The following is a 24966-nucleotide window of genomic DNA, read 5'->3' as shown; positions in this document are numbered from 1 at the left end:
AGCACACTCGCGTGGTGATCGACGAGGTTGCGGATCACCACGATGGCGTGCAGCGCACTCTTTGCGTCCTCGTGGGTGAGGCCGCCGGTGGTGAAATCGAGTACCGACAACAAGTCGATGGTGATGTCAAGTTCCCCCGATGTCATGTACACCACAGTACGCCTCGTTGGCGGTCGGCGCAAGGGTCAGTTTCGTGAATCCTGTTGCTGTGCATAACGTTTGGTCTGTGGATAACTTGTTGTCGGCGATGTTTTTTGTCGGTGGGGTGTGGTATGGGGCGTCGCTTTCTCGGGAGATGCTGTGGCGGTGTCGGTTCCAGTGTCATGTTGCGAGGTCTCGACACGGACTCCGTTTCGACGGAGCTCAACGCGGCGGCTATCGCTCCGGGTCGGCTCGACCGGGCTCGACCGGCGGGATGAGGTCGGCTCGATCGGCGGGAAGGGGCTGTCTTGGCCGTAATCTCAGCGCTGTCAACGGAATACAGGGCGCTGTCAGTGCGGCGGAGAGCGCTGTCAGCGGAATGCAGAGCGCCGTCAGTGAGGACTAGAGCGCTGTCAGTGAGTAGGCGAGCGCTGTCAATGGATCCAGTGGGCTGTCAGTGCGCCGCGATTCCGCGGCGCACTGGCGTCGTCTGGTCAGACGATGCTCGGTGGCTCGCACCTGCCCGTCATTTCGGTCTTCGTGGTTTCGGTGTTGCCGAAAGCCGCCATATGGTTGACCCTGTCCCGAGAGTGACCGAGGAGTGGTGTGCATGGGCGAGGTGATCGGCAGTGTGCTGCCGTTGGCAGTGGCGGTCGCTGTGTCGCCGGTGCCGATCATCGGGGTGATCCTCATGCTGCTCGGTCGGCACGCGCGCACCACGAGTATCGGGTTTGCCTTCGGCTGGGTGGTGGGCATCGTTGCGGCGACGAGCGTGTTCGTCGTCGTCGGGGAGGTCGCCCGGGCCGGCGCCACCGCCATTGCGTGGATCCAGGTGGTCCTCGGTGTCGCACTGTTCGGCGAGGGTGTGCGTCAGTGGTTGCGCCGCAGGACATCCGAAGGGGTTCCGGCGTGGCTGTCGGCCGTGGACGGAATGCGACCGCCGTCGGCGGCCGCACTGGGATTGGGCCTCGCAGCGGTGAATCCGAAGAATCTGCTGTTGTGCATTGCCGCCGGTGTTCTCGTAGGTGGGGCGGAAGTGCCGGCCGGGTCCACGGCTGCGGCGATTGCGATCTTCGCCGCGATCGCATCCTCGTCGGTGGTGATCCCGGTGATCGCGTATCAGATCTTCACCGAATCCATCAGCGGCCTCCTGCGCCACGTCGAGAAGTGGCTGGAGAACAACGCCGCAGCGGTCCTGGCGACGCTGATCCTGATCATCGGCGTGGTTCTGATCGGCAATGGCATCGCCGAACTCGCCTGAGGCGAAGGCTGACTCGGCGATCCGGCTCAGCCGGATTCCCGACTCCCGGTGGTATGGACGACGACGACCTCCGGGCTCCACGGGACCAGGTCCTCGACGGTGGACTTCAACGATCCGATCGGTGGGAGATCTTGCGGGGCAAGCACATTGATGGTGACGGTATGTCCGCTCCAACCGACGCTGGTCACATCCGCCGACGTGACGCCACCGGCGTCCAACCAGTCCTCGGTGGCCGTCGCCACCTGCTTGGCCCACAGCGACGTCAGCGAGTTGACCACCATCGGTACCGCAACGACCACAAAGGCGACCAACAGCACGATGTAGGCGCGCGCACGGCGATGTACCGCGCCCGCCGCAACGGCCGCTTCCCGTCCGACTCCGGCGAGGGTGAACACCAGCACGCTGGTGATGACCATCGCCACCACGTTGGAGGCGAACAGGATGAACGCGCCCAGCGCCAACGAGGGCGCACCGGACCCGAGGCAGACGCCGACCACGCCGAGTGGCGGCACCAGGCTGATCGCGATCGCCACCCCGGGCAGCACGTCGCCGACATCGCGCCGGGTGATGGCCACGGCACCGACGAGCCCGGTGGCCAGGGCGGCCAGGAGATCTGCCAGCGTCGGTGATGTCCGGCCGGTGACCTGCGAGTTGGTCAACACGTTGATGGGATTGGGCAACAGTTGGGCGAACACCGCGCCGAGGATGACCACCAGGACGACGCCGGCGAGGACATATCCGACACTCGACAGGACCAGCCGCCCACGGGCGGTGACGATGCCCAGACCGATCCCGAGGATCGGCGTCGACAACGGTGCGACGATCATCGCTCCGATCACGGTCGCGGTGCTGTCGCCGATCACGCCGGACACCGCGATGATTCCCGAGAGCGTCAACATGATCCAGAACGCCGACTGTTTGGCCGGGCGGTCGCCGGAAGTCAGGTCGAGACGGTCGACGAGCTCATCGACGGTTCGACGTTGCTGGGTGGGGATGAGCTTGTCGATCACGGTGTCGAGCCCCTGTTCGTCACTGCGGCGATCCGACGCGGATCACCGCACTCGCCTGCTCAACATAGCCCGCAGTGCCGGGGCTCGCGGCCGCATCGGCCGAGGCTGCGGCCGCTCGATCGGCCGGTAATCATTCGTTGCGTATGACGCCGACCGAACCCGTCGGCACTAGCGTGTGACCGGTGAAACGCTGGCTGGTGCTGATCATCCTGTGCGCTGCACAGTTCATCATGGTGCTCGACACCACCGTGATGAACGTGTCGGTGGCCGACGTCGTCGAGGACCTCGACACCACCATCACCCAGGTGCAACTCGCCATCACGCTGTACACGCTGGTGATGGGATCGTTCATGCTGTTCGGTGGGCGTCTCGGTGACATCTTCGGACGCAAGAGGATCTTCGGGATCGGGCTGTTGGTCTATGGCGCCGGATCGCTGATCACCGCATTCAGTCCCTCGATCGGCTGGTTGCTGTTCGGCTGGTCGTTCGTCGAGGGTGCCGGCGCGGTGCTGGTGATGCCGGCGATCATCTCGCTGACCGCCACCAACTACACCGGCAAGGACCGTGCCACCGCCTACGGGGCACTCGGTGGGATCGCGGCCGCCGGTGCCGCGGCCGGCCCGCTGATCGGTGGGTGGGTGACCGAGGCCCTGACGTGGCGAGTCGTCTTCGCGGCCGAAACCGTGGTGTGTATCGCCGTCGTCGCCTGCCTGAAGCTCATCGCCGATTCCAAGGTCTCCAGTTCACGCCAGATCGATTGGGGTGGAACGATTCTTTCGTCCCTGGGCCTCGGTCTGGTGGTGCTCGGTCTGCTCAAGGCGGGTACCTGGGGACTGATCCGGCCGTCGGGGGCGCTGACGATCGCCGGCACCGAGATCACGCCGTTCGGATTCTCGGTGGTGCCGTTCATGATCGGCGCGGGAATCGTGGTGCTCGTCGGATTCCTCTGGTGGGAGAACCGGGTGGTGGCCTCGGGCAAGACGCCGCTGATGCATCCGAAGCTGTTGCGCGGCCTGCAGTTGCGCAATGGACTGGTGATGCTCATCGCGCAGCAGACGGTGATCGGCGGTGTCTTCTTCGTCATCCCCATCTATCTGCAGTACGTGCTGCTGAAGAACGCCTTCGAGACCGGGATCAAGCTCGCGCCGATGTCGGTCGCGATGCTCATCGCCGCCTTCACCGGACCCGTGCTGGCACGCAAGATGTCTCCGCGCCTGATCGTGTCGTCCGGGTTGGTGTTGGTGATCGCCGGTGCGCTGATCCTCGTCTCCACCATCGACCCGGAGCTGCGGGACGCGATGTTCGGTGTCGGAATGGCGGTCTTCGGAGCGGGATTCGGTCTCGTCGCCTCGCAACTGGGCAACGTCATCATGTCGTCGGTCGGAGATCGGGACCGCGGCGAGGCCGGTGGACTGCAGGGCACCGCACAGAACATCGGCATGTCGATCGGTGTCGCGATGATCGGAGCGATCCTCATCGGCGCTCTGTCCGCGGGATTCAACGACGCGGCGCAAACCGACCCGGACATCTCGGCGCAGACCAAGGCGGTGATCGCCGAGGCCACCGAGGACGGCGTCGAGATCGTGGCCCGCGATCAGCTCGACGGGATCGCGGTCGCCAACGGAATTCCGGCGGGCGAGGTGTCGTCGCTGGCCCAGGCCTACGTCGACGCGCAGATCATGGCGATCAAGGCGTCGCTGTTGCTGGCGATCGCCTTCGCGGTCCTGGGTCTGCTGATCGCCCAGCGATTGCCGCGCATCCCCGGTGTCGAATTGGGAGCCACCGACGACGCCGCGACGGGGGCGCGTCCCGCGCCCGCGTAGGTTGGATGAGGTGGACTTCCGAATCTTCACCGAGCCCCAGCAGGGCGCCTCCTACGATCAGCTCCTCGCCGTCGCGAAGGCGACCGAAGACCTCGGTTTCGACGCCTTCTTCCGCTCCGATCACTATCTCGCGATGGGCGACGGTGACGGACTGCCGGGCCCGACCGATGCGTGGACGACGCTGGCCGGACTCGCCCGTGAGACCGCACGCATCCGGCTGGGGACGCTGGTCACCTCGGCCACCTTCCGATACCCCGGGCCGTTGGCGATCTCGGTCGCCCAGGTCGACCAGATGAGCGGTGGCCGTGTGGAATTGGGTCTCGGAGCCGGATGGTTCGAACAGGAACACCTGGCGTACGGGATTCCGTTCCCGTCGCTGGGGGAACGCTTCGAGCGGCTCGGGGAGTCCCTGGAGATCATCACCGGACTCTGGCAGACCCCCGTGGGTGATCGATTCGACCACGACGGCAGGCACTTCACGGTGAAAGATTCACCGGCGCTGCCCAAACCGGTGCAGTCGCCTCGTCCGCCGATCATCGTCGGCGGTATGGGCCCCAAGCGCACCCCGGCACTGGCTGCACGATTCGCCGACGAGTTCAACATCCCCTTTCAACCGCTCGACGCGGTGTCCACGCAGTATGACCGGGTCCGGTCGGCGTGCGTCGACGCCGGCCGCGACCCATCGGCGATGACCTTCTCGGTGGCGCTGGTCTTGTGCTGCGGCGCGACCGAAAACGAGATCGTCCGACGAGCACATGCAATCGGTCGTGACGTCGACGAACTGCGCGCCAATGGTGCGGCCGGCACCCCGGCGGAGGTGGTCGAGACCATCGAGAAGTATCGGGCCGTCGGCGCGAGCCGCGTCTACCTTCAGGTGCTCGACCTCGCCGACCTCGATCATCTGAATCTCGTTGCCAAAGAGGTTGTGCCACAGTTTGGTTGATTCTCCGTAGCGCAGTGACTGTCTCGCTGTGTCTCGGACGCCGGTGCGGCGACGCCGGCAGGGTCGACTGCCTTCGTGACCACAAACGTCTCCGTCGCACACTCTCGCTGCGCATTTCCGGTGAGAACGCCTGACAGGGACGTTTGTGGGCATCGCGGCCGGCGCCCAGGAGTGCGGTGATTCGGTACGTCGGGCACATGTATGAATCCCCCGATCGACATCGATGAGCCAACCCCACGACATGAAGACCGTGGTGCGGTAGCGTGCTCAAACGCCGACAAGTGTCGTGAAACCGGCAGAACCCCGCACGGAGTTCTCCCGGTGTCAGATGTCCTGATAGCTGCAGACGGGGAGCTACCGTGAGCGCACGACGATTCTTACGCCGATCACTGGTCACCGCATGCGTGGCGACGTCGGTCGCAGTCGCGACGATCACCGGCGGGGCACCCGCGTCGGCGTCGGATCCGATCGCCGATCGCTACGGGAATCTCATCGCGGGCGGAGTCACCGCAACCAACGTGTCGGCTCATCTGCGCGCACTGCAGGCGATCGCGGCGCGCAACGGGGGCAATCGTTCCCTCGGCACCACCGGCTACCTACAGAGCCTCGACTATGTGGAAGGCAAACTGCGCGCGGCCGGTTACATGCCGACGCGTCAGGAATTCACCGCCACACAGTTCGAGGAGCGCAGCCATGCGCTGAGCGCCGGCGGCACGGCGATCGAATCGGAGGTGCTCGCCTACTCCGGTGCCACACCCTCGGTGACCGCACCGGTCACCGAGGTGCCGCCATCGGATGCCACGCCGGGATGCGAGGCCTCCGACTTCGGTGCGGCGGCCCGCGGTTCCGTCGTCGTCGTCGAACGGGGAGTGTGCGCGTTCGGCGACAAGGCCGACAACGCCAAGAAAGCCGGCGCCAAGGCCCTCGTCATCGTCAACAATGAGGACGGCCCGATTCAGGGCACGCTCGGCGAGGATGCCGGCGACCCGATCCCGGTCCTCGGTGTCGCGCGTGCGCAGGGTTCGCAGGTCCGCCAGGCCGGATCGCTGACCCTCGCCGTCGACGCCTCGACCACACGTGTGAAGTCGTGGAACCTGATGGCCGAAACAGATTTCGGATCATCGGATTCGGTGGTCATGCTGGGAGCTCACCTCGACAGTGTCCCGGAAGGCCCGGGGATCAACGACAACGGTTCGGGATCGGCGAGTGTGCTGCAGACCGCGATCACCATGACCGCGGTCGCGCCGGTGAAGAACAAGGTGCGTTTCGCCTTCTGGGGAGCCGAAGAGGAGGGGCTCATCGGGTCGACGCACTACGTCACGTCGCTGCCGGCGAGCCAGCGGGCAAAGATCAAGCGCTACCTGAACTTCGACATGCTCGGTTCGCATAACGGCGGATACTTCGTCTCCGACGGGGACGGCTCGTCGAAGCTGCCGGACTCGTATCCGGGCCCGGCCGGTTCCGGCGCGATCGAGGCCGTGTTCACCAGATTCCTCACCGGCAGAGGAGTGCAACCCGAGGTGTCGGGATTCGACGGCCGCTCCGACTACGACGCCTTCGCGCAGTCCGGTATCGCCTCCGGGGGAATCGATTCCGGTGCCGACAAGGTGAAAACCCCTGCACAGGCGGCAAAATGGGGTGGCACCGCCGGTGAGATCTTCGACCAGAACTACCACACGGCGCAGGACACCTACGCCAACGTCAACCAGAAGGTGCTCGGCAACATGGCGCCGGCCGTGGCCTACGCCGCGGGGTACTTCGCGATCAGCTGATCCCCGAATCTCGTCGGGATGTTGCCTGCTGCCGGCAGTGGGTTACCCTCGCCGGGTGAGACGAAATCGCGAATTGATCTCAATTGGTGGTGGGAGTGCCACGCCCGACCCGGCGTCGGGCGGCACGGTCGAGGCGGCGGCGCTGCCCACCGCCTACCGCTGGCCGTTGGATGACTCGGGGCATCTGCGCCTGCGTGACCGCGTGCTGAAGCTGACCGGGGTCGACCTGCTCCCCGATGACCGGATCGCGCGGCGCTACGGCGAACTGCTCAGCGCCGGCGATCCGACCGCGGAGCGGTTCGTCGCCGAGACCTATCACGGTGATCTCGGCCCGCGGGCGAGTCGTGAACTCCTCGATCGGGCCCTCGACCAGGGCATTGATGCTCTCGACGACGCCCCGCAATCGATGCGGGATCTGTTTGCCGAGTTCGACACGCTTCCCGAGTGGGCCGATCCCGCGACGATCGAAGCGGGCGCTGCGGTGTGGCGACGCTGGGCGTACGCGCTGGGCGGGGTCGGCAACGCCGGCACCATGGACACCTACACCGAGGGGTCGCTGGCCGTGCCCCTCTCACTCGCCGGTGGGTACGCGGGTGAACGAGCCCTTCATCGCTATCTCGAGACGAGCCGGTGGTGGATCGAGGTGTCGAGGCCGGGGGCGATTCTGCGTCCCGGAAGCCTCGGGCGCGCGACGACGATGCGGGTGCGCGTCATGCATGTGTCGGTGCGTGCCGGCGTGCGTCGTCACGACGAGTGGGATGACGAGAAATGGGGCCTGCCGATCAGCCAGAGCGAGATGCTGCTGACGCTTCTCGGCGGCAGCGTCGGACCGGCGATGGGGCTGTACGGCCTGGGGTACATCACGTCCAGGGCCGAACTCGAGGCGTCGCTGATGTTCAACCGCTACCTCGGCCACCTGCTCGGCGTCCGCGTCGACGACATCTACCCGCAGACCATCTCCGACGGCCTGCGCCTGCTGTACCTCTTCGACGCCACCCGATCCTACGACTCCGGTTCTGCCGGAGCCGAACTCGTCGAGTCATTCGTGCCCGGATTTGCGCCGCGGCCCGACATGAGCCGCCGCGACCGACTGCGCGCCTGGTATCACCTGCAGGCCCAGTCCGGGTACGCCCGGTTGTTCATGCTCCCGCAGAATCGTCGTCGCTTCGATCTCCCGGCCGGCTGGATCGGCGTCGCGATCCTGCTCGCGCAGGTGCCGCCACGCCTCGTCGGCGAAGTGCTGCGGCGGGTGATCCCGGGCGTCGACGAGCGTCTGCAACGGTGGTCGGTGGCCAACTGGGAGCGCTGGCACTCCTGGCAGTCGGACCGTCCGGCGGAGTTCGCGGCACCGTCGGAGTTGCGTCGCTGAGCGCTGTCGGCGTGGGGAAGGGCGCTGTCAGCGTGGGGGAGGGCGCTGTCAACCAAGATCAGAGCGCTGTCAACGAAGCGAGCCTGGCGCACCAGCCCGACCTGAGCTACATTATCTGCGTATGAATGCAGATAGTGATTCACCGGATGCTGTACTTCCCGATGATCAGGTCGCCCTGGTCGTCGAGGTGTTCCGCATGCTCGCCGATTCCACCCGCGTTCAGGTTCTGTGGACGCTGTGTCGTGGCGAGCGCTCGGTGAATCAGTTGGCTGAGATGGTCGGCAAGCCGGCGCCGTCGGTGAGTCAGCACCTCGCGAAACTGCGGATGGCGCGCCTCGTGCGTACCCGTCGTGAGGGGACGCAGGTCATCTACTCGCTGGAGAACGATCACGTTCGCCAGCTGGTGGCCGACGCCGTGTTCAACGCCGAACACGCCGGTCCCGGGATACCCCGCCATCATCTGCACGAAGACGTGAGTCGAATTCCGGAACACGAACACAGACAGGAGAAGTGACATGTCCGAACCCACTCCCGAAGTGCACACCCACGAGCATTCCCACGACGGTGGCGCGCACGTCCACGCGCACACCACGCACTCCCATGATCATGTGGAGCACGCCCACACCCACACGCACGACGGTGTCGAGCACACCCACTACCACGTGCATCAGGCGGGGCTGACCACCGAACACGCACACTCGCACGGCTGAAACTGCGCCTCAGCTCGTCGAATACCTCAGTAACGCAACACCATTGCTGAACGACGTGCACTCGTCGAGGTGGAGGGCCGGGGCGTCGGTGCCGTCGGGAAACAGTCGCCGGCCCCGGCCCTGCACCGCCGGATAGGCGAACAGTCGGTACTCGTCCACCAGGCCGGCGCCGATCAGGGCATGGGTGAGTGAGATGCTGCCGGTGACGACGATGTCCTTGCCGGGGAGTTCCTTCAACGCGAGAACCTCTGCGATGGTATCGATTCCGGGAAGGATCGAGGTGTTCTGCCACCGCGGGTCGGTCAGGGTCGACGACACGACGTACTTCTCGACGGTGTTGAGATAGTCGGTGACTCCGGTGGCGTCATCATCCTGCCGCGGCCAATACCCGCGGAGATTCTCGAAGGTCTTACGCCCCAAGAGAAGTGCATCGGCTTGTGCGTCCTGGCGATGAATCTCGTCCAGCAGGTCGGGCGTCTGATCGGTGGGATCGAACCACGTGGTGAGCATCTCGATCGACCCGTCGAGAGTGATGTTCTGTGTGACAACGAGTTTGCGCATTTCTCCTCCTGATGGTCGTGGTGGACCCGACATGGCGGTAGACCACGTGCGCGGCGAGAAATCATCGCTCACCGACGAAATCGCCCGGCTACTCCCGGGGTGACGCCGCACCCAGCAGGGCGGGTCTGTGGTGGTCGACGACCCGGCGGATGGCCTCGATCACCGCGGCGACAGCGGGGCGCCGGAAGGATTCCGCGCGGGCGACCAGCCAATAGGTGAGTTGCGCGTTCACCTCGGGCAGGATGCGGATCAGATCGTCGTGACGATCGGCCAGATAGCAGGGCAACAGTCCGATACCCGCGTGCGCACGCGTGGCCTCCACGTGGACGAAGACATTCGTCGACGTGACCCCCTCGGCCATCTGCGGTACCAGGGTTCGCGCAAGGTCGAGGTCGTCGACGGCGAGCATCGAGTCGACGAAGTACACGAGCGGGTGTGCGGTGAGCTCCTTCGGGCTCTCCGGCATGACGTGGTCGGCCGCGTACCGCCGCGACGCGTACAGCCCGAGGCGGTAATCGGCCAGCCGCAGCGCCTCGGCACGGTGGACATGCGGCTCGCCGACCACGATCTCGATGTCGAGACCGGTGCGCGTGTGCGAGGCGACTCGTGTGGCCGTCACGATCTCGACGCTGACGCCCGGATTTCGGGAGCGCACGTCGACGGCCGCGGGTGCGGCGAGCAGCGCCGAGAAGCCGTCGGTCGCCGACAGTCGGACCACGCCGTGCAGTGCGGGCTCACCCTCGCCGGTGTCGTCGAGATCATGCAGCGCGGCCTCGATGCGTTCGGCCGCGACGAAGGCACGTCGGCCCAGGTCGGTCAGTTCCCATCCGCCGGTTCCGCGGGCGAGCACCCGGCCGGCCAGCGCCTTCTCCAGCTGTTCGATTCGGCGCGAGACCGTCGTGTGATTGAGCCCGGTCACGTCGGCGGCGGTGGTGAAACGCCCGGTCCGGCCGACCGCCAGCAGGATGCGGAGATCCTCGGAGCTGACCTTGTCCCAACGCATATCTGCATCCTTGCAGATGTGATGCGACGAGACGTCCATTGAATGCGCATCGATGAGCACCAATACTCGAGCGAACGTGAGCGCCATCACAATGGCGGTGTTCTGAGAGGAGTGGCAATGTCAAACGTCTCGAGTCCGGGGATCGGTGAGCCGGAGACGTATCGCCCATCGGGCCTGCGACGTGTGGTCGCCGCATCCATGGCCGGCACCATCGTCGAGTGGTACGAGTTCTTCCTGTACGGCACCGCCGCCACGCTGGTGTTCAGCAAGGTGTTCTTCCCGACCGGCGGCAACGAACTCGACGCGATCATCGCCGCCTTCGTCACCTACGCCGTCGGCTTCCTCGCCCGACCACTCGGGGGAGTGGTGTTCGGTCACTACGGCGACAAGTTCGGCCGAAAGAAGTTGCTGCAGCTCAGCCTGATCCTCGTCGGTGCGTCGACGTTCCTGATGGGCTGCCTGCCGACCTACGCCGCCATCGGATACCTGGCGCCCGCACTGCTGGTGGCGTTGCGGTTCGTCCAGGGATTCGCGGTCGGCGGCGAGTGGGGCGGCGCGGTCTTGCTGGTCGCCGAACACAGCCCCAGTCGTCGACGGGGTTTCTGGGCCTCCTGGCCGCAGGCGGGCGTGCCGATGGGCAACCTCGTCGCGACCGTCGTGCTGCTGATCCTGACCTCTGTGCTCAGCGACGAGGCCTTTCTCGGCTGGGGTTGGCGCGTGGCCTTCTGGCTGTCGGCGGTCATCGTCCTCGTCGGCTACTACGTGCGGACCAAGGTCACCGACGCCCCGATCTTCGTCCGGGCGCAAGAGGAGGTCGACGAGGCCAAGGCGTCGTCGTTCAGTGTCCTCGAGGTCATCCGGCTCTACCCGCGGGGTGTGTTCACCGCCATGGGCCTGCGCTTCGCCGAGAACATCATGTACTACCTGGTGGTCACCTTCTCCATCACCTACCTGAAGGTCGTCGTGCACGCCGACACCGCCCACATCCTGTGGTGGATGCTCGTTGCCCACGCCGTGCACTTCGGTGTGATCCCGTTGGTGGGCAGGCTCTCCGACCGGGTGGGACGTCGGCCGGTGTACGCGATCGGTGCCGTCACGGCCGGTCTGTGGGGCTTCTTCGCCTTCCCCATGATGAACAGCGGTCACAACACCGTCATCATGCTGGCGATCATCATCGGCCTGGTCTTCCACGCCTTCATGTACGCCGGGCAGCCGGCGATCATGGCCGAGATGTTCCCTACGCGGATGCGGTATTCCGGTGTGTCCCTGGGCTATCAGGTCACCTCCATCGTCGCCGGGTCGCTGGCCCCGATCATCGCCGCGGCACTGCTCAGCCGCTTCCACTCCTCGGTCCCCATCGCGATCTATCTGGCCGCGGCTGCCGTGCTCACCCTGATCGCGGTGTACTTCGCCCGCGAAACCCGGGGCATCACACTGGAATCCATCGACGCCGCCGACGCTCGCGACAACCTCGGAATCGGCTCGCGGCGTGAGCAGGTGACGGCATGAGCGCGGAGCTCGTCGGGCGTCGTGCCCTGATCACCGGCGGTGCCAACGGAATCGGGGCGGCGTGCGCGCGTGCGCTGGCCGACCGCGGCGCGGACGTGACCGTCGCCGATCTCGACGAGGTGGCCGCCAAACAGCTCGCCACCGACATCGGTGGTCAGGCCTGGGGTGCCGATCTCCTCGACACTGCCGACCTCGAAAGTCTGCACCTCGACCTCGACATCCTGGTCAACAACGCCGGTGTCCAGGCGGTCGCACCGATCGCGGAGTTCGACCCCGACACGTTTCGCCGGATGCACACCCTGATGGTGGAGGTGCCGTTCCTGTTGATCCGGGCGGCGCTACCGGCCATGTACCGCAACGGTTTCGGGCGCATCGTCAACATCTCGTCGGTGCACGGTCGGCGGGCGTCGGCCTACAAGTCGGCCTACGTCTCGGCCAAGCATGCCCTCGAAGGGTTGTCGAAGGTCGCGGCGTTGGAGGGGGCGCCGCACGGCGTCACCAGCAACTGCGTCAGTCCGGGCTATGTGCACACCGATCTCGTCGAGAGACAGATCGCCGATCAGGCTCGCGTGCACGGCATTTCCGAGAGCGACGTCGTCGAGAACGTGCTGCTCACCGAGAGTGCGATCAAACGCATGGCGACGCCGGAGAATGTGGCGTCGTTGGTGTGCTGGCTGTCGTCGGCGGATGCCGGCATGGTGACCGGCGCGTCCTACGCCATGGATGGCGGGTGGAGCGCGAGCTGAGGTCCGCCGGTCAGCGCACCTGCGTGCGAATCCACTCGGCGATCTTGGCCATACCGATCTCGTTCGGATGCCCCGATATTGCCAGCGACCGCGGCACCGTCCCCTCGAACCACGGCTGCGCGGCGCACGGGTCGTGACCCACCGAACGTCTCATCACATCGATGAACGCGGCGTCATACCGTTGCGCGATCCGTGCCTGGGCGGCATTGACTTTCGTCATGAACGAGTTCATCCAGCGGGCATCGGCATCCGACGCCGGGACGAACGGCCAACATCCGCGGGTGCCGATGACGCCACCGTGGCCGACGATCACGATCCGGGCGTGCGGCGCCGCCGCGGCCCGCACCGCCCGCACCGCCGAATCCATCACCGCCGTCATGTGATTCAGTGATCGGTCGGCGGCCGCCAGGTGCGCCCCGTTGGTCCGGCAGCGGGCATCGCCACCCGGCACCTGTGTGGTACACCGGCCGGCGATGGCGCCCCAGTTCAGATCATTGCCGCCGATGGAGATGGTGACGAGATCCGTGGACCGGGTAACCCACCGGATCTGCGGCGGGATCGGGCCGAAAGGTCCGTTCTCCGGGAGATGAGTGATGTTGGCCGCCCACGCGCCGGCGCATGAGCGGTCGACGAAACTGCGCGGTGCGATGCTGCGGGCCAGGACGCGCGGGTAGGACACCGAACTCTGCCAGCATCCGTTCGCCGGCTCGAAGGCGGGCAGCGACCCCGCGGCCCGCGAATCGCCGAGGGCGACGTAGTTCAGCCCGGGCGGCAGGCGGCGGCGGTCGGCGTGCTGATCAACGGTGCGCTCAGGGCGATGAGGACGACGATCGCCGACACGATGCCGGCACGCCGTGCGCCGGGTGTCGGCCGGCCACGCCGGCGAGGATGGGTCCGCACGATGCTCGTGATCATGGACAGATACGTTGCCCACGGCGATGTCGCTTCCACATCCGGGCGGGCCGCCGCAGCACACGACTCACCGGACTCGTGGCGCAGGACCCCGCTGCCGAGTGATCGGGGGCTATCCGCGTGATGCCACGTGGTGCGTCGAGCGCCCCGGCGGAGGGAGGTATCGCGTTCGACAAGAGCTACGCGGCCCGCCAAGTGCCGCAGACATTGCTCTGGGTGGACACCCCGATGGTCCGAGATGCCAAGGCGGACATACCATCCTTCGTGCCGATGCTCGCCTCCGCCCCGTCGCCGTTTCGGACGAGGTGAACGTCGACGAATGTGCACGGGCCTTCGTCGACGGCATCGCCGGACGCGCCCGCCGCATCGACGTCCCCTCCTGGGTAAGTGTGTTCCGGTGGCTACGTCCGGTGTTCTCCTCGCGCCTGCTCGACAAGCAGGCCGATGGACTCGCCGCCCGCTTCGCCGATCGCGCCGACGCGGAGGTCGCCGAACTGCACCGGTGGGGGAGTTCGCGGATCGTTTCCGAGTCCGAACCATCGTGAATCGAGAAGATCGCCAGAAGTGCAGACAGATCATCTCTGCCGGATAATGCTTCTGTTCGTGACGGAATGCGAATTCGGGGGTTCTCGTCGCCGACATCGGATCTACGGTTGCGCTCGCTGTCATCGCATTCTCACAACGCGGCGTCGAAGGGGGTCACCGGTGTACTCGCTGTATGTCATCGCTCAAATCGTGCTGTTTCTCGTTCCCCTGGCGGTCGGTGCGAAGTACGGGCCGCTGGCATTGGTCGGTATGTCCGGCGTCTCTGTATTCATTCTCGTCGAATTCATGCGCCTGCGGCCCGCCTCCCCGCCTCTGACGGCGATCTTCGTCATTCTGGCGGTGATCTGTGCCAGCGCCGCCATGAGTGCGGCCGGCGGTATGGAATACCTTGTGCGCGTTGCGGAGAAGGCGTTACGCAAGCATCCCAAGCAGATTCCCGTGGTGGGACCGCTGGTGGTGTGGCTGTTCACCGTCATGTCCGGTACCGGAAACATCACCTTCGCGCTCATCCCGATCATGTACGAGGTCTCCTATTCGGCGAAGATTCGGCCCGAACGGATTCTGGCCACGGCCACCACGGTGTGTCAGATGGCATTGTTGGCGAGTCCAGTGGCAGCGGTGACCTATGTATTCCTGACCCAGACCGAGGACGAGGGCAACTCGCTCGGCAAGATCCTGCTCGTCACCATTCCCTCGACCCTGATTGCGACAATCCTGACATCGCTGGTCATGTCCCGGCTCGGCAAGGACCTTGACGATGATCCGGAATATCAGCGACGATTGGCCGACGGGGAGGTCGAACCGCCGCATGTCGGCACCGATGACGACGAACGCGAACCGCTGCCGCCCCGCGCGGCGTGGAGCGCCTACATCTTCCTGGCCGGCGTCGTCATCGGAGTGGTGCTCGGACTCTTCCAGAGCCTGCGGCCCACCTACGAGGTGTCCCGGGACGACGGAACGCTCGTGGTGAACACCGTGTCGATGACCTTTTTGATCCCGATCATCATGTTTGCCGTCGCCGGTCTGATCATGGTGATCTGCAAGGTGAAAACCCAACCGGTGCTGGATCAACCGATCATCGGTACCGGCCTCGTCGCCGTGCTGCTGCTGGTGTCGGTGCCGGTGCTGGCCGGCACGATCCTCAACGATCACATGGACGAGGTGGTCCGATTCGTCAACAGCGCGCTCGGTGTGTCCGTCGTCCTGTTCGCGGTCATCCTGTTCCTGCTGACCGCGCTGATCCAGAGCCAGTCCGCGGCGGTCGCCATCCTCATTCCGGCGGCGTTGACCGCCGGCCTGTCGGTGGGACCGATGACCGGCATGCTGGGTGCGACGGTCGGCAACAATCTGCTGGCGTCGATGAGTGGTCTGGGTCAGGCGTGCATCCTCACCGACAAGACCGGCTCGACCAAGCAGGGGTCATTCCTCGTCAACGGCTCGTTCCTGGTGCCGATGCTGCTGTGTGCGGTCTTCTCGGTGGCCGTCGGACTCGGACTTCAGCTGTTGGTCTACTGAAGCCGATGGCCGGCGGCGAGAAGTCGGTGACGGATCCTCGTCCCGAGTAGCAGAATGGGCTCATGCCTTCGGCACCTTCCCATCGCCCGCCGCGTGTCACCCCGACCTCGGATCCGGTCTGGGCGGCCACCGCGGCCGACGTGGTCGCGGCAGTCCACAGTGACCCGGCCGGCCTCGACTCGGGTGAGGCGGCAGCCCGGCTGGGCCGCGACGGACCGAACGTGCTGCGCACAGTGCGTGTCCGCCCGCTTCACATTCTCCTCAACCAGTTCCGCAGCGCACTGATGCTTCTGCTGATCGTGACCGCCATCCTCGCGGCCGTCCTGGGTGATCGGAACGACGCCGCCGTCATCGGGGTCATCCTCGCGGCCAGCGTGCTGGGCGGCTTCGTCAACGAATACCGTGCCGCGAAGGCGACCGAGTCGCTGCACGATCGCGTCCACCACAGCACGACGGCGCTGCGGTCGGGGCAGGCCACAACCGTCGACGTCGCGGAACTGGTGGTGGGCGATGTGGTCCGTATCGTGCTCGGCCAGATCGTCCCGGCCGATCTTCGGCTCATCGAGGTCACCGACCTCGAGTGCAACGAGGGAGTGCTGACCGGCGAGTCGACGGCGGCGGTCAAACAGGTCGACCCGTTGCCCGCGGACACGCCGCTGGCCGAACGCTCCAACTGTGCGTTCATGGGGACCGTCGTCGAGGCCGGAAACGGCACCGGCATCGTCGTCGCGACCGGGGTGCGTGCCGAGTTCGGCTCGGTGGCGGCAGGACTCGGCGACGATGCACCCCAAACCGCCTTTCAGAAGGGCCTGTCCAAATTCTCGGTACTGTTGTTGCAGGTGGCGGTGCTGCTGACCATCTTCATCATCGCGGCGAATCTGATTCTGGGGCGTCCCCTCATTCAGTCGATTCTCTTCGCTCTCGCCATCGCCGTGGGGATCACTCCGCAACTGCTGCCCGCCGTCGTGACCACGGCGTTGGCTGCCGGGTCCCGGCGGCTCGCGGACGCGAAGGTGTTGGTCAAGCGGTTGGTGGCGATCGAGGACCTCGGGGACATCGACATCCTGCTGACCGACAAGACCGGCACCCTGACCGAAGGGCACATCACCTTCGTCGACGCGTTGTCGGCCGACGGCCGCAGCGATGAGTCGGTGCTGGTGACCGGTCTGTTGTCGACGGATTCGGATGCAGCGCACGGTGTTTCCGGCGGCAATGAGCTCGACGCGGCGCTGTGGTCGGGTGCCGGTGGGGTGACCGAGGGCATCGCGGGCTACCGGCGGGTGGCCAGTCGCCCCTTCGATCATGTCCGGCAGATGGCGTCGGCCATCTCCATCGACCCGCAGGGGCGACACATCCTCGTGGTCAAGGGTGCCCCGGAACGGATCCTGCAACGCTGCTCGGTCGTCGTCCCGGAGGCGCAACGCACCGTGGATGGTCTGTTCGCGCAGGGGTCGCGGGTCGTCGCGCTGGCCACGCGTGAGATGCCTGCCGATCGTGACGCCATCGGCGACGACGATGAACGTGAACTCACCCTGACGGGTTTCCTGGAGTTCCTCGATCGACCGAAAGCCTCTGCGGCGCAATCATTGCAACAGCTCGCCGACCTGCACATCACGGTGAAGGTGGCCACCGGCGACAACGTGGTGGTGGCCGAGAAGGTGGCCGCCGACCTCGGAATGGTCTCCGGGGGTGCCATCACCGGACCCGAACTGGACCGCCTCGACGACGACGAGTTCGCGCGAACGGTGCACGACCGCACCATCTTCGCCCGCGTGACGCCGGATCAGAAGGCACGGATCGTCGCATCGTTGCGGCAGCACGGGCAGGCCGTCGCCTTTCTGGGCGATGGGGTCAACGACGCCCTGGCCCTTCACCGCGCCGACGTGGGGATCTCCGTCGACAGTGCCACCGATGTCGCCAAGGATTCGGCGGATGTCGTTCTGCTGGAGAAGGATCTGGGTGTGCTCGCCCGCGGGGTCGCGGAGGGGCGTCGGACCTTCGCGAACACCATCAAGTACGTGCAGATGAGCGCGTCGAGCAACTTCGGCAACATGTTCAGTGCCGCAGGCGCATCCGCGTTCCTGCCGTTCCTGCCGATGCTGCCGAGTCAGATCCTGCTGAACAACCTGCTCTACGACGCCAGTCAGCTTGCCATCCCCGGTGACCGTGTCGATCCGGAGTACCTGCGGTCGCCGTCGCATTGGGACATCGCGGCGATCCGGCGGTTCATGCTCTTCTTCGGGCCGATCAGTTCGCTGTTCGATTTCCTCACGTTCGCCGCTCTGATCAACATCTTTCACGCGCACGCACCGGAGTTTCACACCGCATGGTTCGTGGAATCCCTCGCCACGCAGACTCTCATCGTCTTCGCGATCCGCACCCGCCGCATCCCGTTCCTCCGAAGTCGTCCGGCGACGGTCTTGGTTCTCGCGGTCCTGAGTGTGCTCGCGATCGCGGTGGCCTTACCGTTCACCCCGCTGGCCGGTCCGCTGGGATTTGTCGGATTGCCGCTCGGGTTCTATCTCTTTCTGCTCGCCATGGTGGTGGCGTATCTGGTGAACGTGGAGTTCGCCAAGCGCATCTACTATTCGGGCGCCGAGTTCCGGGCGCAGCCTCCGTCGCGATGGCGTGGACACGAACACCACCTGGAACGTCGGCGGTCCCGATTCACCGCCGTCCGGCGTTGACGGCGCTCTGCGGGGTTAGGCTGGGGTGTGCTCTACCTCTCCCTCGTCGTCATCGCCATGGTCGCGGTGAGCGCGTGGGTGCAGTCCTATCGTCGCTCCACCCAGCCCCGTCGGAATCCGGATCTCTTCGTCGCCCTGTCCCAACTCAACGACCGGTCGGGGTCACCCGGCCCGTGGCGTGCCGCCGAGGTCATCGACGAGAAACATCACCTCGAGACCCGCGCCGCCTGGCCGTCGGCTGTGGTCGGGGCGCTGGCGATGGGAGCCGCGGTCCTCATCGTCCAGGATCCGTCGAACATGATCACCGGGGCCGGATTGCGATGGGTGACAGGCGAATTGCTGGTGATCGCGCTCATCTCGGCGGTGTGGACGGGCCTGTGTGTCCACCGTGCCGCCCGGCTCGTGGTCAGCCAAGCCGACCTGCATCGCGGCCGCTGAGGTGAGCCTGACCGTGGGCGCCGGCGCTGATGCTTGGCCTGACCGTGGGCAATCGTCCGCGTGCTGCGCGCTCCGGAGGACGAGCCCGACGCTGCCCCGCGCTCGGCACCCGGGTTGGCGCAGCTTCCCGATCTGCTGACGGCGGCGGCCGACGCCGGTGTGCGCGTCGATCTCACCGTCGAGGGTGAGCCGATCGAGTTGGTCCTGGGAACCGAGAAGACGGCGTACCGGATCCTTCAGGAAGCCCTGACCAACGCCACCAGGCATGTGGATTCGGCGCGGGCGTCACTCCGATTGCGCTATGCGCGTGACCAGTTGACGATCACCGTCGGCAACGCGGCGGCGGGTGCGCCGATCCGGGAATCGGGCTTCGGTCTTGTCGTCATGCGGGAACGCGCACAGTCGGTGGGCGGGGAACTGCGGGTCGGTCGATTGCCGGACAACGGCGCTCCTGCGTGAGACCTTCCGGATTCTGATCGTTCCACCCCGGATCTCGAGGTGGTGGGCGAGGCCGGTGATGGTGCCGAGGCGGTGCGGTTGGCACGGGAACCACGCCTGGACGTCGTCGTGGTGGACATCCGGATGCCGCGGGTGGATCGCCCATAAGAACGGACTCGCCGCACCCCGGGGTGGACGGGCTGCGCCGTGAATGATCATGGTAGCGATGACGCTTGGCGATACTTCCGAGACGGGTTGGCCTCGTCTTCGGTCTCGCCCCGTGCCCGGCTCGTGGGCTGATTCCCGATCAGCACGGCAACGCCCCAGATGATCAGCCCGACGGCGAGAACGATCCCGTGGGCGATCCGGAGGGCGCCGGGCACGAAGAACACCGGTAGGAAAAGGGTGAGACCGAGACCGGAGAGCGTCGCGCCCAGCCGGTCCATGGCCGGGCCGCCGCGTTTCCGCGCCGCGTGCACGATCAGCGCGATGCCCACCGCGGCCAGCAAGAACCAGCCGATACCGAAGGTGATCATCGGGACCCAGGCGTAGCGAAATCCGTCCGCGATCGCCAGCGCGTCGTAGTTTCCGTTGTCGCGGGCCCAGTGTCCGAGCGCGGTGAGTCCGTAGGCCTCGGCGCCGTAGTACGGCAGCAGAAACGACGCCGCCAGCCATGCGGTCAACTCCAGCGCCGAACCTGCGCTCGGGAGGAAGCGCAGGGCGACGGCGATCAGCACGAATCCGGTCATGGCGCACAGGTGGGCCGTCATCCACGAGGGTGCGGCGAACGCCTCGGCGCCGGCGCGGCCCTCTTCGGAACCGAAGCCGCAGATCAGTGGGTACAAGGTGAACATCACTCCCGCAATGATCGTCGCGACGCCCGATGCGGCCGATGTCGAAGTTGCGGTGCGTGGCATGTGCGGCGTCATGGGTTCACCCGTCGTAGTTGTGAGCACTGCTCTCTCAATTAGAGAGCAGTGATCACAAAAGGTCAACCGCTGCGTCGCCATTCTGCGTCGGCAGCCGTCGTCACACCGATGGCGAGCTTTGATCGGCCGTGTTCCCGGCTGTGACAGTAGGACCGGCGGCGGGGATGGTCACCGTCGTCGACGTGGACAGGCCACGACTGTCGGATGCGGTGACGACGAAGGAGTCGGCGGTGATCGCGCGGGGCGTGTTGGTGGTGTACAGCCATTGGCCGGTGCTCGGGTCCAGGGTGACGATGCCGTTCGTCGGCTGGGTGGTGATCTGGTAGGTGATGGTGTCGCCCGGATCCTCGTCGGTGGCGGTGACCTGGCCGACCACTCCGATGGGCATCACCAGGATGCCGTCGGCGAAGCTGGTGGCGTAGAGCGTGGTGCCATTCGGGCTGACCGCAACGTCCCGTGGGTTGAAGATCGCGGTGGTGCTGACGACGTCCCGGGTGAGGGTGTCGATGGACGTGATGGAATCCTGCGTCGCGACGTAGAGACGTTTCCCGTCGGGGATGACCGCGAGTGCGTTGGGATTGCCGATGCCTGAAATCGTGGCTGTCACTGTGTCATTGTCGGGATTCGACGGGTCGATGGCGACGATCGACACCGTCTGCTCGTTGGCAACGTACAGGGTCGTGCCATCGGGCGAGATCACGACGGACTCCGGGCTGGTACCGACGTCGATCGTCTTCACGATGGTGTTGGAGGACGTGTCGATCACCGAGACTGTGCCCGGGTCGGTGTCGCTGGTGACGTAGGCGTATCCGCCATCCGGGGCGATGGCCACACCATATGGGTAGGTCAATGGAATCGTCGTGACAGTTGTGTTGGTCGAGGCGTCGATGACCGACACTTGGTTACCCGAGCCTGTGGTCACGTAGAGCAGCCCGCCGTCCGGTGTCATCGCCAGATCCCAGGTGTCGCCTCCCGGCGGGATCTCGGTCACGGCGCCGGTACTCATGTCGATCACGGCGACACCGGCAAAGGTGTTCACGTACGCGCGCGAACCGTCCGGACTCATCACGAGATGAATCGGTGCCTCGCCCACCTGGACGGTCGATTTCGTTCCGGCGGCGATGTCGCGGAAGGTCACGGTGTTGGCTCCGAAATTGACGACGGCAACCTTGGTGCCGTCGGCGGTGAGCGGGGTGACACCCCACGGCCATCGATAGGGGCTGTTGACCGACTGATCAGTGATGATCATCGTCGACGCGCCGATCGAGCTGCTCGTCGAGGTCGAGGACGTGATGGTCGGGGCGTGGTTGAGTGCCTGCGGCGCGATGATCGGTACGGTCACGGTTGTGGTCTGCCCCGACGACGGTGTCGCCGAGAGCAGGTGCCAGTGCGCGCCGTTGACCGGTGTCTCATCAGACGCCGTGACTATGAACGAATCCGTGGTCGCGGCGGTGCTAGACGGGTCGGACAACCCGAGCACGTAGTCGGGATCGGTTGTGTAGGAATACGTTCCGTCCGGATACATCACCACTGTCTCGTGTTCGGGTTGGGTGAGCACGGTGTAGGTCAGTACATCGCCGTCGGAATCGGTGGCACCGAGCGATCCGGTGACCACGCCGGTGGTGGGGTCGACGAGCTGTGACGTCGACGACATCGCCGGATAGGAATTGAAGAACTTGCGATTGACCTGTTGCCAAGCGGCCCAGACGAATACCAGTGCAGGAGCCGGAGGCGGCGTGGTGGGGTCGGTAGCGGCGAGCGGATTGAATCCCAGTGCGCTCAGGAGGTTCGCCACCAACTGCGTCGGTGCGTTCACCACGCGGACACCGTGATCCGTGGTCACCGGTGCAGGTTCCTCGTCTACGACGGTCGACGATGTCTGCGAGGCTTCCGGCTCCGAGAAATCGCTCGCTGTGATCATGTACGGGGTTGCGGATTCCGCTGAAGCGTCCATGCCCGCCGCGTCGTCGGAGTTGCGCTGCAGTGAGTTTGGTGGGACGTCCACCGATAAAGGAGGCGACGTCGGGGTCGTGGGAGAGTCGGACGGTGATACCGAAGGCGTCACCTGCACATCGGCACCAGTGGGTGTTTGATTCTGTGCCGCAGTGGGTTTTACTGTCACTCCGGTATCCGCGGTGGGTTCCTCGCTGGTCGCGGTGGTTGCTGTGCTCGGCTCCTCGGTGGGAGTCTGATCGAGATTTGTCGGTCCGGTCGGGTCGGAGGTCACGTCGGTCTCGGCCGTCGATGACGGTTGTGTGTCGAGCTCCGTGGCGAGGTCGGTGCCAGCGGTCTGATCCGAGGTCGTTGACTGCTGATCGCTCTGGATGCTCGACGTCGAGCTCGACGAATCCACCGGTTCTGCGGTGGCCGTCGACATGACGCCAGCCTGGCCGCCCCACCAGAGCGCAGTCCCAATCCCTATGCCCGCCAGACCTGCTCGGAACTTACGTGTCGATCCACTGCATGGCCTCTGGTCATCGTGCGTCCTCGCGGTTATGTCGGCAGGCCCTGCGGGCCTTGGGTGCGGTGCGCCGCGAAGACGACGATTCCAGTACGACGAGGAGCCGCCAAGCCCCATCTTTGGGGGGCATCAGAACGGTAGCGGGCCGGATGAAGCGCCACGGCGCAGTCGCCCCGACCATCCTGCACAGAGACCCATCGACCAGACCCGCAGGACACCGCAGACCGCTTCGGGATCGGCCGGCCGACGCTCATCAGGGGGACGATGCCGAGAAGATGGGTATCTACCTGTTCGTGCCGGCGGCGGCGATCTGGGTCACGGTCGGCGACGTGAGTAGTCCTCGATGACCGGAGGCGTTGGGTCTATGGTCGGCCCGGCATTGCGCTACTACGAGGTAGATCTCCGTTGGATGTCAATGTTGTTGCGCATCATCGTTGAACCGCACCGCGCGGCGTGGACTCTTGCGGTGGGATTTGGGGGTTGCGACGGTGCCTTAGCCGGAAGCAGAAGCGACGCCTCTGGCCACGTGGTCGGTTGCGGAGCCGAGCTGCGCTGGGGAGGAATAGCAGGCGATGGCGATGAGGGCCAACCCGGCCATCGCGTTGAGGTGGGCCGCCATCCACAACGGTGCGGCGAACGTCTCTCGCCGTCACGGCCCACCTCGGAGCCGTGGACAAGTGGGTGCAACGCGAACAGTAGGTGGCGGGCCGCCGCGCCCGAGTCAGGTGAAGGCTACCCCGGGCTTGAGGCCGAGCTTCTTGAACACAAAGGCCGCAGGACAGAATCCGGTGAACGAGGACTGCAGGAGGTTGAGGCCGACGAACCCCGTCAGCCACAGCCAATATCCGGAAACGAAGGCGCCGAGCGCCACCGAAATCAGGATCATGGTGCCGGCCATGATCAGGACGGCGCGGTCGATGGTCATTCTGGGGAGTCCTCTCGGGCCGGTATATACCCCATGGGGTATCTGACGAGACAATATCATATACCCCCATGGGTATTCGGCTCCTTGCAGTCAGAAGAGGAAGCGACGATGAAGACAAACGAGTCGACCCTCGACCTGGGTCATCCGGGGAGTGGCAGGCATCGTTGCGCCGATCCGCGGGGTCGTCGTCGAGGCGGGCCGCTTGCTGGGCGTCATCCTGCTGGTGCCGTGATCATGCTGGTGACCGCTGCCGGGGGTTCTGCCCATCTACCGCGTACTGGGAATGGCCACAAACTGAGCTGTGGCGCTGAGCGGCGGTCTTCAATCCATACCGGCCGGCTTCGGCTCGGTGACGTGAGAGCCGATGACGGGAATCGAACCCGCGTATTCAGCTTGGGAAGCTGATGTTCTGCCATTGAACTACATCGGCGTGCAGGTCTGTACGACCTGCGACGAAAGACTAGCAAACTCCCCTGGCTGTTCCGACGTCGAGGCCCTTTCCCGGTCGGCGCGTCTCCCGCGACGGCGAGGTGCGCGTGGACGAACACGCCGGACACATAACTGAGGCGATCCCCGTCCGATAGCCTCGGACCGTGCTGCTTTCCGACCGGGACATCCGCGCCGCCATCGACACCGGGCGCCTCGCGCTTGACCCGTACGACCCCGCTCTCGTACAACCGTCGAGTGTCGATGTGCGCCTGGACAGTCTCTTCCGGGTGTTCAACAACACGCGTTACACCCACATCGACCCGGCGCAGCGGCAGGACGAGCTCACCAGCCTCGTCGAACCCGACAAGGGGGAGCCGTTTGTCTTGCACCCGGGCGAGTTCGTGCTCGGATCGACGCTCGAGGTGTGCTCACTGCCCGACGACCTCGCCGGACGACTCGAAGGCAAGAGCTCGCTCGGACGTCTCGGACTGCTGACGCACTCCACCGCCGGGTTCATCGACCCCGGCTTCTCCGGGCACATCACGTTGGAGCTGTCCAACGTGGCGAACCTGCCGATCACGCTGTGGCCGGGCATGAAGATCGGCCAGCTGTGTCTGTTCCGCCTGTCGAGCCCCGCCGAGCATCCGTACGGCAGTGCCGCGGTCGGCTCCAAGTACCAGGGGCAACGCGGACCGACGCCGTCGAAGGCCTACCTCAACTTTGTGCGGGATATTTCGGGGTAGCAGCAGGCGAGCCTTGGGCCGGAGCTGTTGGGCTGTCGGCTTGCATGGTCTCGACTCGTGGCTCGCCCTGCAGCGCTCGCAGCGGCTCGCCCGGC

Annotated in this window: 22 protein-coding genes and 1 tRNA gene; 15 read left to right on the top strand and 8 right to left on the bottom strand. The window is 65.7% G+C overall.

The window, feature by feature from the left end; genetic code table 11:
* The first annotated feature begins 751 nt into the window (after positions 1 to 751).
* Positions 752 to 1402, top strand: a complete 651-nt coding sequence (locus ACWDPV_RS04135) for a GAP family protein (RefSeq protein ID WP_449741866.1) — start codon at positions 752 to 754, stop codon at positions 1400 to 1402.
* A 26-nt stretch (positions 1403 to 1428) separates the two neighbouring features.
* Here ACWDPV_RS04135 and ACWDPV_RS04130 read toward each other — a convergent pair whose 3' ends face one another.
* Positions 1429 to 2409 (bottom strand): TIGR00341 family protein, encoded by a 981-nt coding sequence (locus tag ACWDPV_RS04130; RefSeq protein ID WP_449741907.1) that lies wholly within the window; start codon positions 2407 to 2409, stop codon positions 1429 to 1431.
* Positions 2410 to 2594: 185 nt separating this feature from the next.
* Between ACWDPV_RS04130 and ACWDPV_RS04125 the strand changes: the two genes are divergently transcribed.
* The 6 genes from ACWDPV_RS04125 (at position 2595) to ACWDPV_RS04100 (ending at position 9029) form a co-directional block, all read left to right on the top strand.
* Positions 2595 to 4235, top strand: a complete 1641-nt coding sequence (locus ACWDPV_RS04125; RefSeq protein WP_449741865.1) for an MFS transporter — start codon at positions 2595 to 2597, stop codon at positions 4233 to 4235.
* A gap of 10 nt (positions 4236 to 4245) precedes the next feature.
* Positions 4246 to 5178, top strand: a complete 933-nt coding sequence (locus ACWDPV_RS04120; RefSeq protein WP_449741864.1) for an LLM class F420-dependent oxidoreductase — start codon at positions 4246 to 4248, stop codon at positions 5176 to 5178.
* A 359-nt stretch (positions 5179 to 5537) separates the two neighbouring features.
* Positions 5538 to 6950: a M28 family peptidase gene (locus tag ACWDPV_RS04115; RefSeq protein ID WP_449741863.1), complete on the top strand. Its 1413-nt coding sequence runs from the start codon at positions 5538 to 5540 to the stop codon at positions 6948 to 6950.
* 142 nt (positions 6951 to 7092) lie between these two features.
* On the top strand, positions 7093 to 8319 hold the full coding sequence (locus tag ACWDPV_RS04110) for an oxygenase MpaB family protein (protein WP_449741906.1): 1227 nt from the start codon (positions 7093 to 7095) through the stop codon (positions 8317 to 8319).
* Between the two features lie 121 nt (positions 8320 to 8440).
* A complete protein-coding gene (locus ACWDPV_RS04105; protein WP_449741862.1) occupies positions 8441 to 8833 on the top strand; it encodes an ArsR/SmtB family transcription factor in 393 nt (130 codons plus the stop codon).
* A gap of 1 nt (position 8834) precedes the next feature.
* Positions 8835 to 9029 carry a zinc transporter Slc39a7 gene (locus ACWDPV_RS04100; RefSeq protein WP_449741861.1) on the top strand — a complete coding sequence of 65 codons (195 nt, stop codon included), beginning with the start codon at positions 8835 to 8837 and terminating at the stop codon, positions 9027 to 9029.
* A 9-nt stretch (positions 9030 to 9038) separates the two neighbouring features.
* Here ACWDPV_RS04100 and ACWDPV_RS04095 read toward each other — a convergent pair whose 3' ends face one another.
* Positions 9039 to 9590, bottom strand: a complete 552-nt coding sequence (locus tag ACWDPV_RS04095) for a dihydrofolate reductase family protein (protein WP_449741860.1) — start codon at positions 9588 to 9590, stop codon at positions 9039 to 9041.
* Positions 9591 to 9678: 88 nt separating this feature from the next.
* Entirely contained in the window at positions 9679 to 10632 is a 954-nt protein-coding gene (locus tag ACWDPV_RS04090) for a LysR family transcriptional regulator (RefSeq protein WP_449741905.1), read from the bottom strand.
* 78 nt (positions 10633 to 10710) lie between these two features.
* Here ACWDPV_RS04090 and ACWDPV_RS04085 point away from each other — a divergent pair, with 78 nt between their 5' ends.
* Complete coding sequence (locus ACWDPV_RS04085) at positions 10711 to 12102, top strand: MFS transporter (RefSeq protein ID WP_449741859.1); 1392 nt, start codon at positions 10711 to 10713, stop codon at positions 12100 to 12102.
* Entirely contained in the window at positions 12099 to 12848 is a 750-nt protein-coding gene (locus ACWDPV_RS04080) for an SDR family oxidoreductase (RefSeq protein WP_449741858.1), read from the top strand. The genes ACWDPV_RS04085 and ACWDPV_RS04080 overlap by 4 nt, the downstream gene beginning before the upstream one ends.
* Before the next feature lie 10 nt (positions 12849 to 12858).
* Here the strand turns inward: ACWDPV_RS04080 and ACWDPV_RS04075 are convergent, their stop codons facing one another.
* Entirely contained in the window at positions 12859 to 13782 is a 924-nt protein-coding gene (locus tag ACWDPV_RS04075; RefSeq protein WP_449741857.1) for an SGNH/GDSL hydrolase family protein, read from the bottom strand.
* Between the two features lie 283 nt (positions 13783 to 14065).
* Between ACWDPV_RS04075 and ACWDPV_RS04070 the strand changes: the two genes are divergently transcribed.
* The 5 genes from ACWDPV_RS04070 to ACWDPV_RS04050 all read left to right on the top strand — a co-directional run bounded on the left by ACWDPV_RS04070 (position 14066) and on the right by ACWDPV_RS04050 (position 19405).
* Positions 14066 to 14305, top strand: a complete 240-nt coding sequence (locus ACWDPV_RS04070; protein WP_449741856.1) for a hypothetical protein — start codon at positions 14066 to 14068, stop codon at positions 14303 to 14305.
* Between the two features lie 160 nt (positions 14306 to 14465).
* Positions 14466 to 15821, top strand: a complete 1356-nt coding sequence (locus tag ACWDPV_RS04065) for an anaerobic C4-dicarboxylate transporter family protein (protein WP_449741855.1) — start codon at positions 14466 to 14468, stop codon at positions 15819 to 15821.
* Between the two features lie 62 nt (positions 15822 to 15883).
* Positions 15884 to 18508 carry a magnesium-translocating P-type ATPase gene (gene mgtA, locus ACWDPV_RS04060; RefSeq protein WP_449741854.1) on the top strand — a complete coding sequence of 875 codons (2625 nt, stop codon included), beginning with the start codon at positions 15884 to 15886 and terminating at the stop codon, positions 18506 to 18508.
* A gap of 27 nt (positions 18509 to 18535) precedes the next feature.
* Entirely contained in the window at positions 18536 to 18946 is a 411-nt protein-coding gene (locus ACWDPV_RS04055) for a hypothetical protein (RefSeq protein WP_449741853.1), read from the top strand.
* 60 nt (positions 18947 to 19006) lie between these two features.
* Positions 19007 to 19405: a sensor histidine kinase gene (locus ACWDPV_RS04050; RefSeq protein WP_449741852.1), complete on the top strand. Its 399-nt coding sequence runs from the start codon at positions 19007 to 19009 to the stop codon at positions 19403 to 19405.
* Positions 19406 to 19599: 194 nt separating this feature from the next.
* Here the strand turns inward: ACWDPV_RS04050 and ACWDPV_RS04045 are convergent, their stop codons facing one another.
* The 4 genes from ACWDPV_RS04045 to ACWDPV_RS04030 form a co-directional block, all read right to left on the bottom strand.
* Positions 19600 to 20313 carry a hypothetical protein gene (locus ACWDPV_RS04045; RefSeq protein WP_449741851.1) on the bottom strand — a complete coding sequence of 238 codons (714 nt, stop codon included), beginning with the start codon at positions 20311 to 20313 and terminating at the stop codon, positions 19600 to 19602.
* A 100-nt stretch (positions 20314 to 20413) separates the two neighbouring features.
* The gene (locus ACWDPV_RS04040; RefSeq protein ID WP_449741850.1) at positions 20414 to 22156 is read right to left on the bottom strand and encodes an Ig-like domain-containing protein; all 1743 of its coding nucleotides are present in this window, start codon (positions 22154 to 22156) and stop codon (positions 20414 to 20416) included.
* A gap of 1339 nt (positions 22157 to 23495) precedes the next feature.
* Positions 23496 to 23699 (bottom strand): YgaP family membrane protein, encoded by a 204-nt coding sequence (locus tag ACWDPV_RS04035; protein WP_449741849.1) that lies wholly within the window; start codon positions 23697 to 23699, stop codon positions 23496 to 23498.
* 359 nt (positions 23700 to 24058) lie between these two features.
* Positions 24059 to 24129, bottom strand: a tRNA-Gly gene (locus ACWDPV_RS04030).
* Positions 24130 to 24292: 163 nt separating this feature from the next.
* On the opposite strand from ACWDPV_RS04030, the gene dcd reads away from it, so the two are divergent.
* Positions 24293 to 24871, top strand: coding sequence for a dCTP deaminase (dcd, locus tag ACWDPV_RS04025; protein ID WP_449741848.1), 579 nt, complete (start codon positions 24293 to 24295; stop codon positions 24869 to 24871).
* Positions 24872 to 24966: the final 95 nt, after the last annotated feature.

The organism is Gordonia sp. NPDC003504 (genome assembly GCF_053587995.1).
This window is presented reverse-complemented; position numbering and strand designations above follow the sequence as displayed.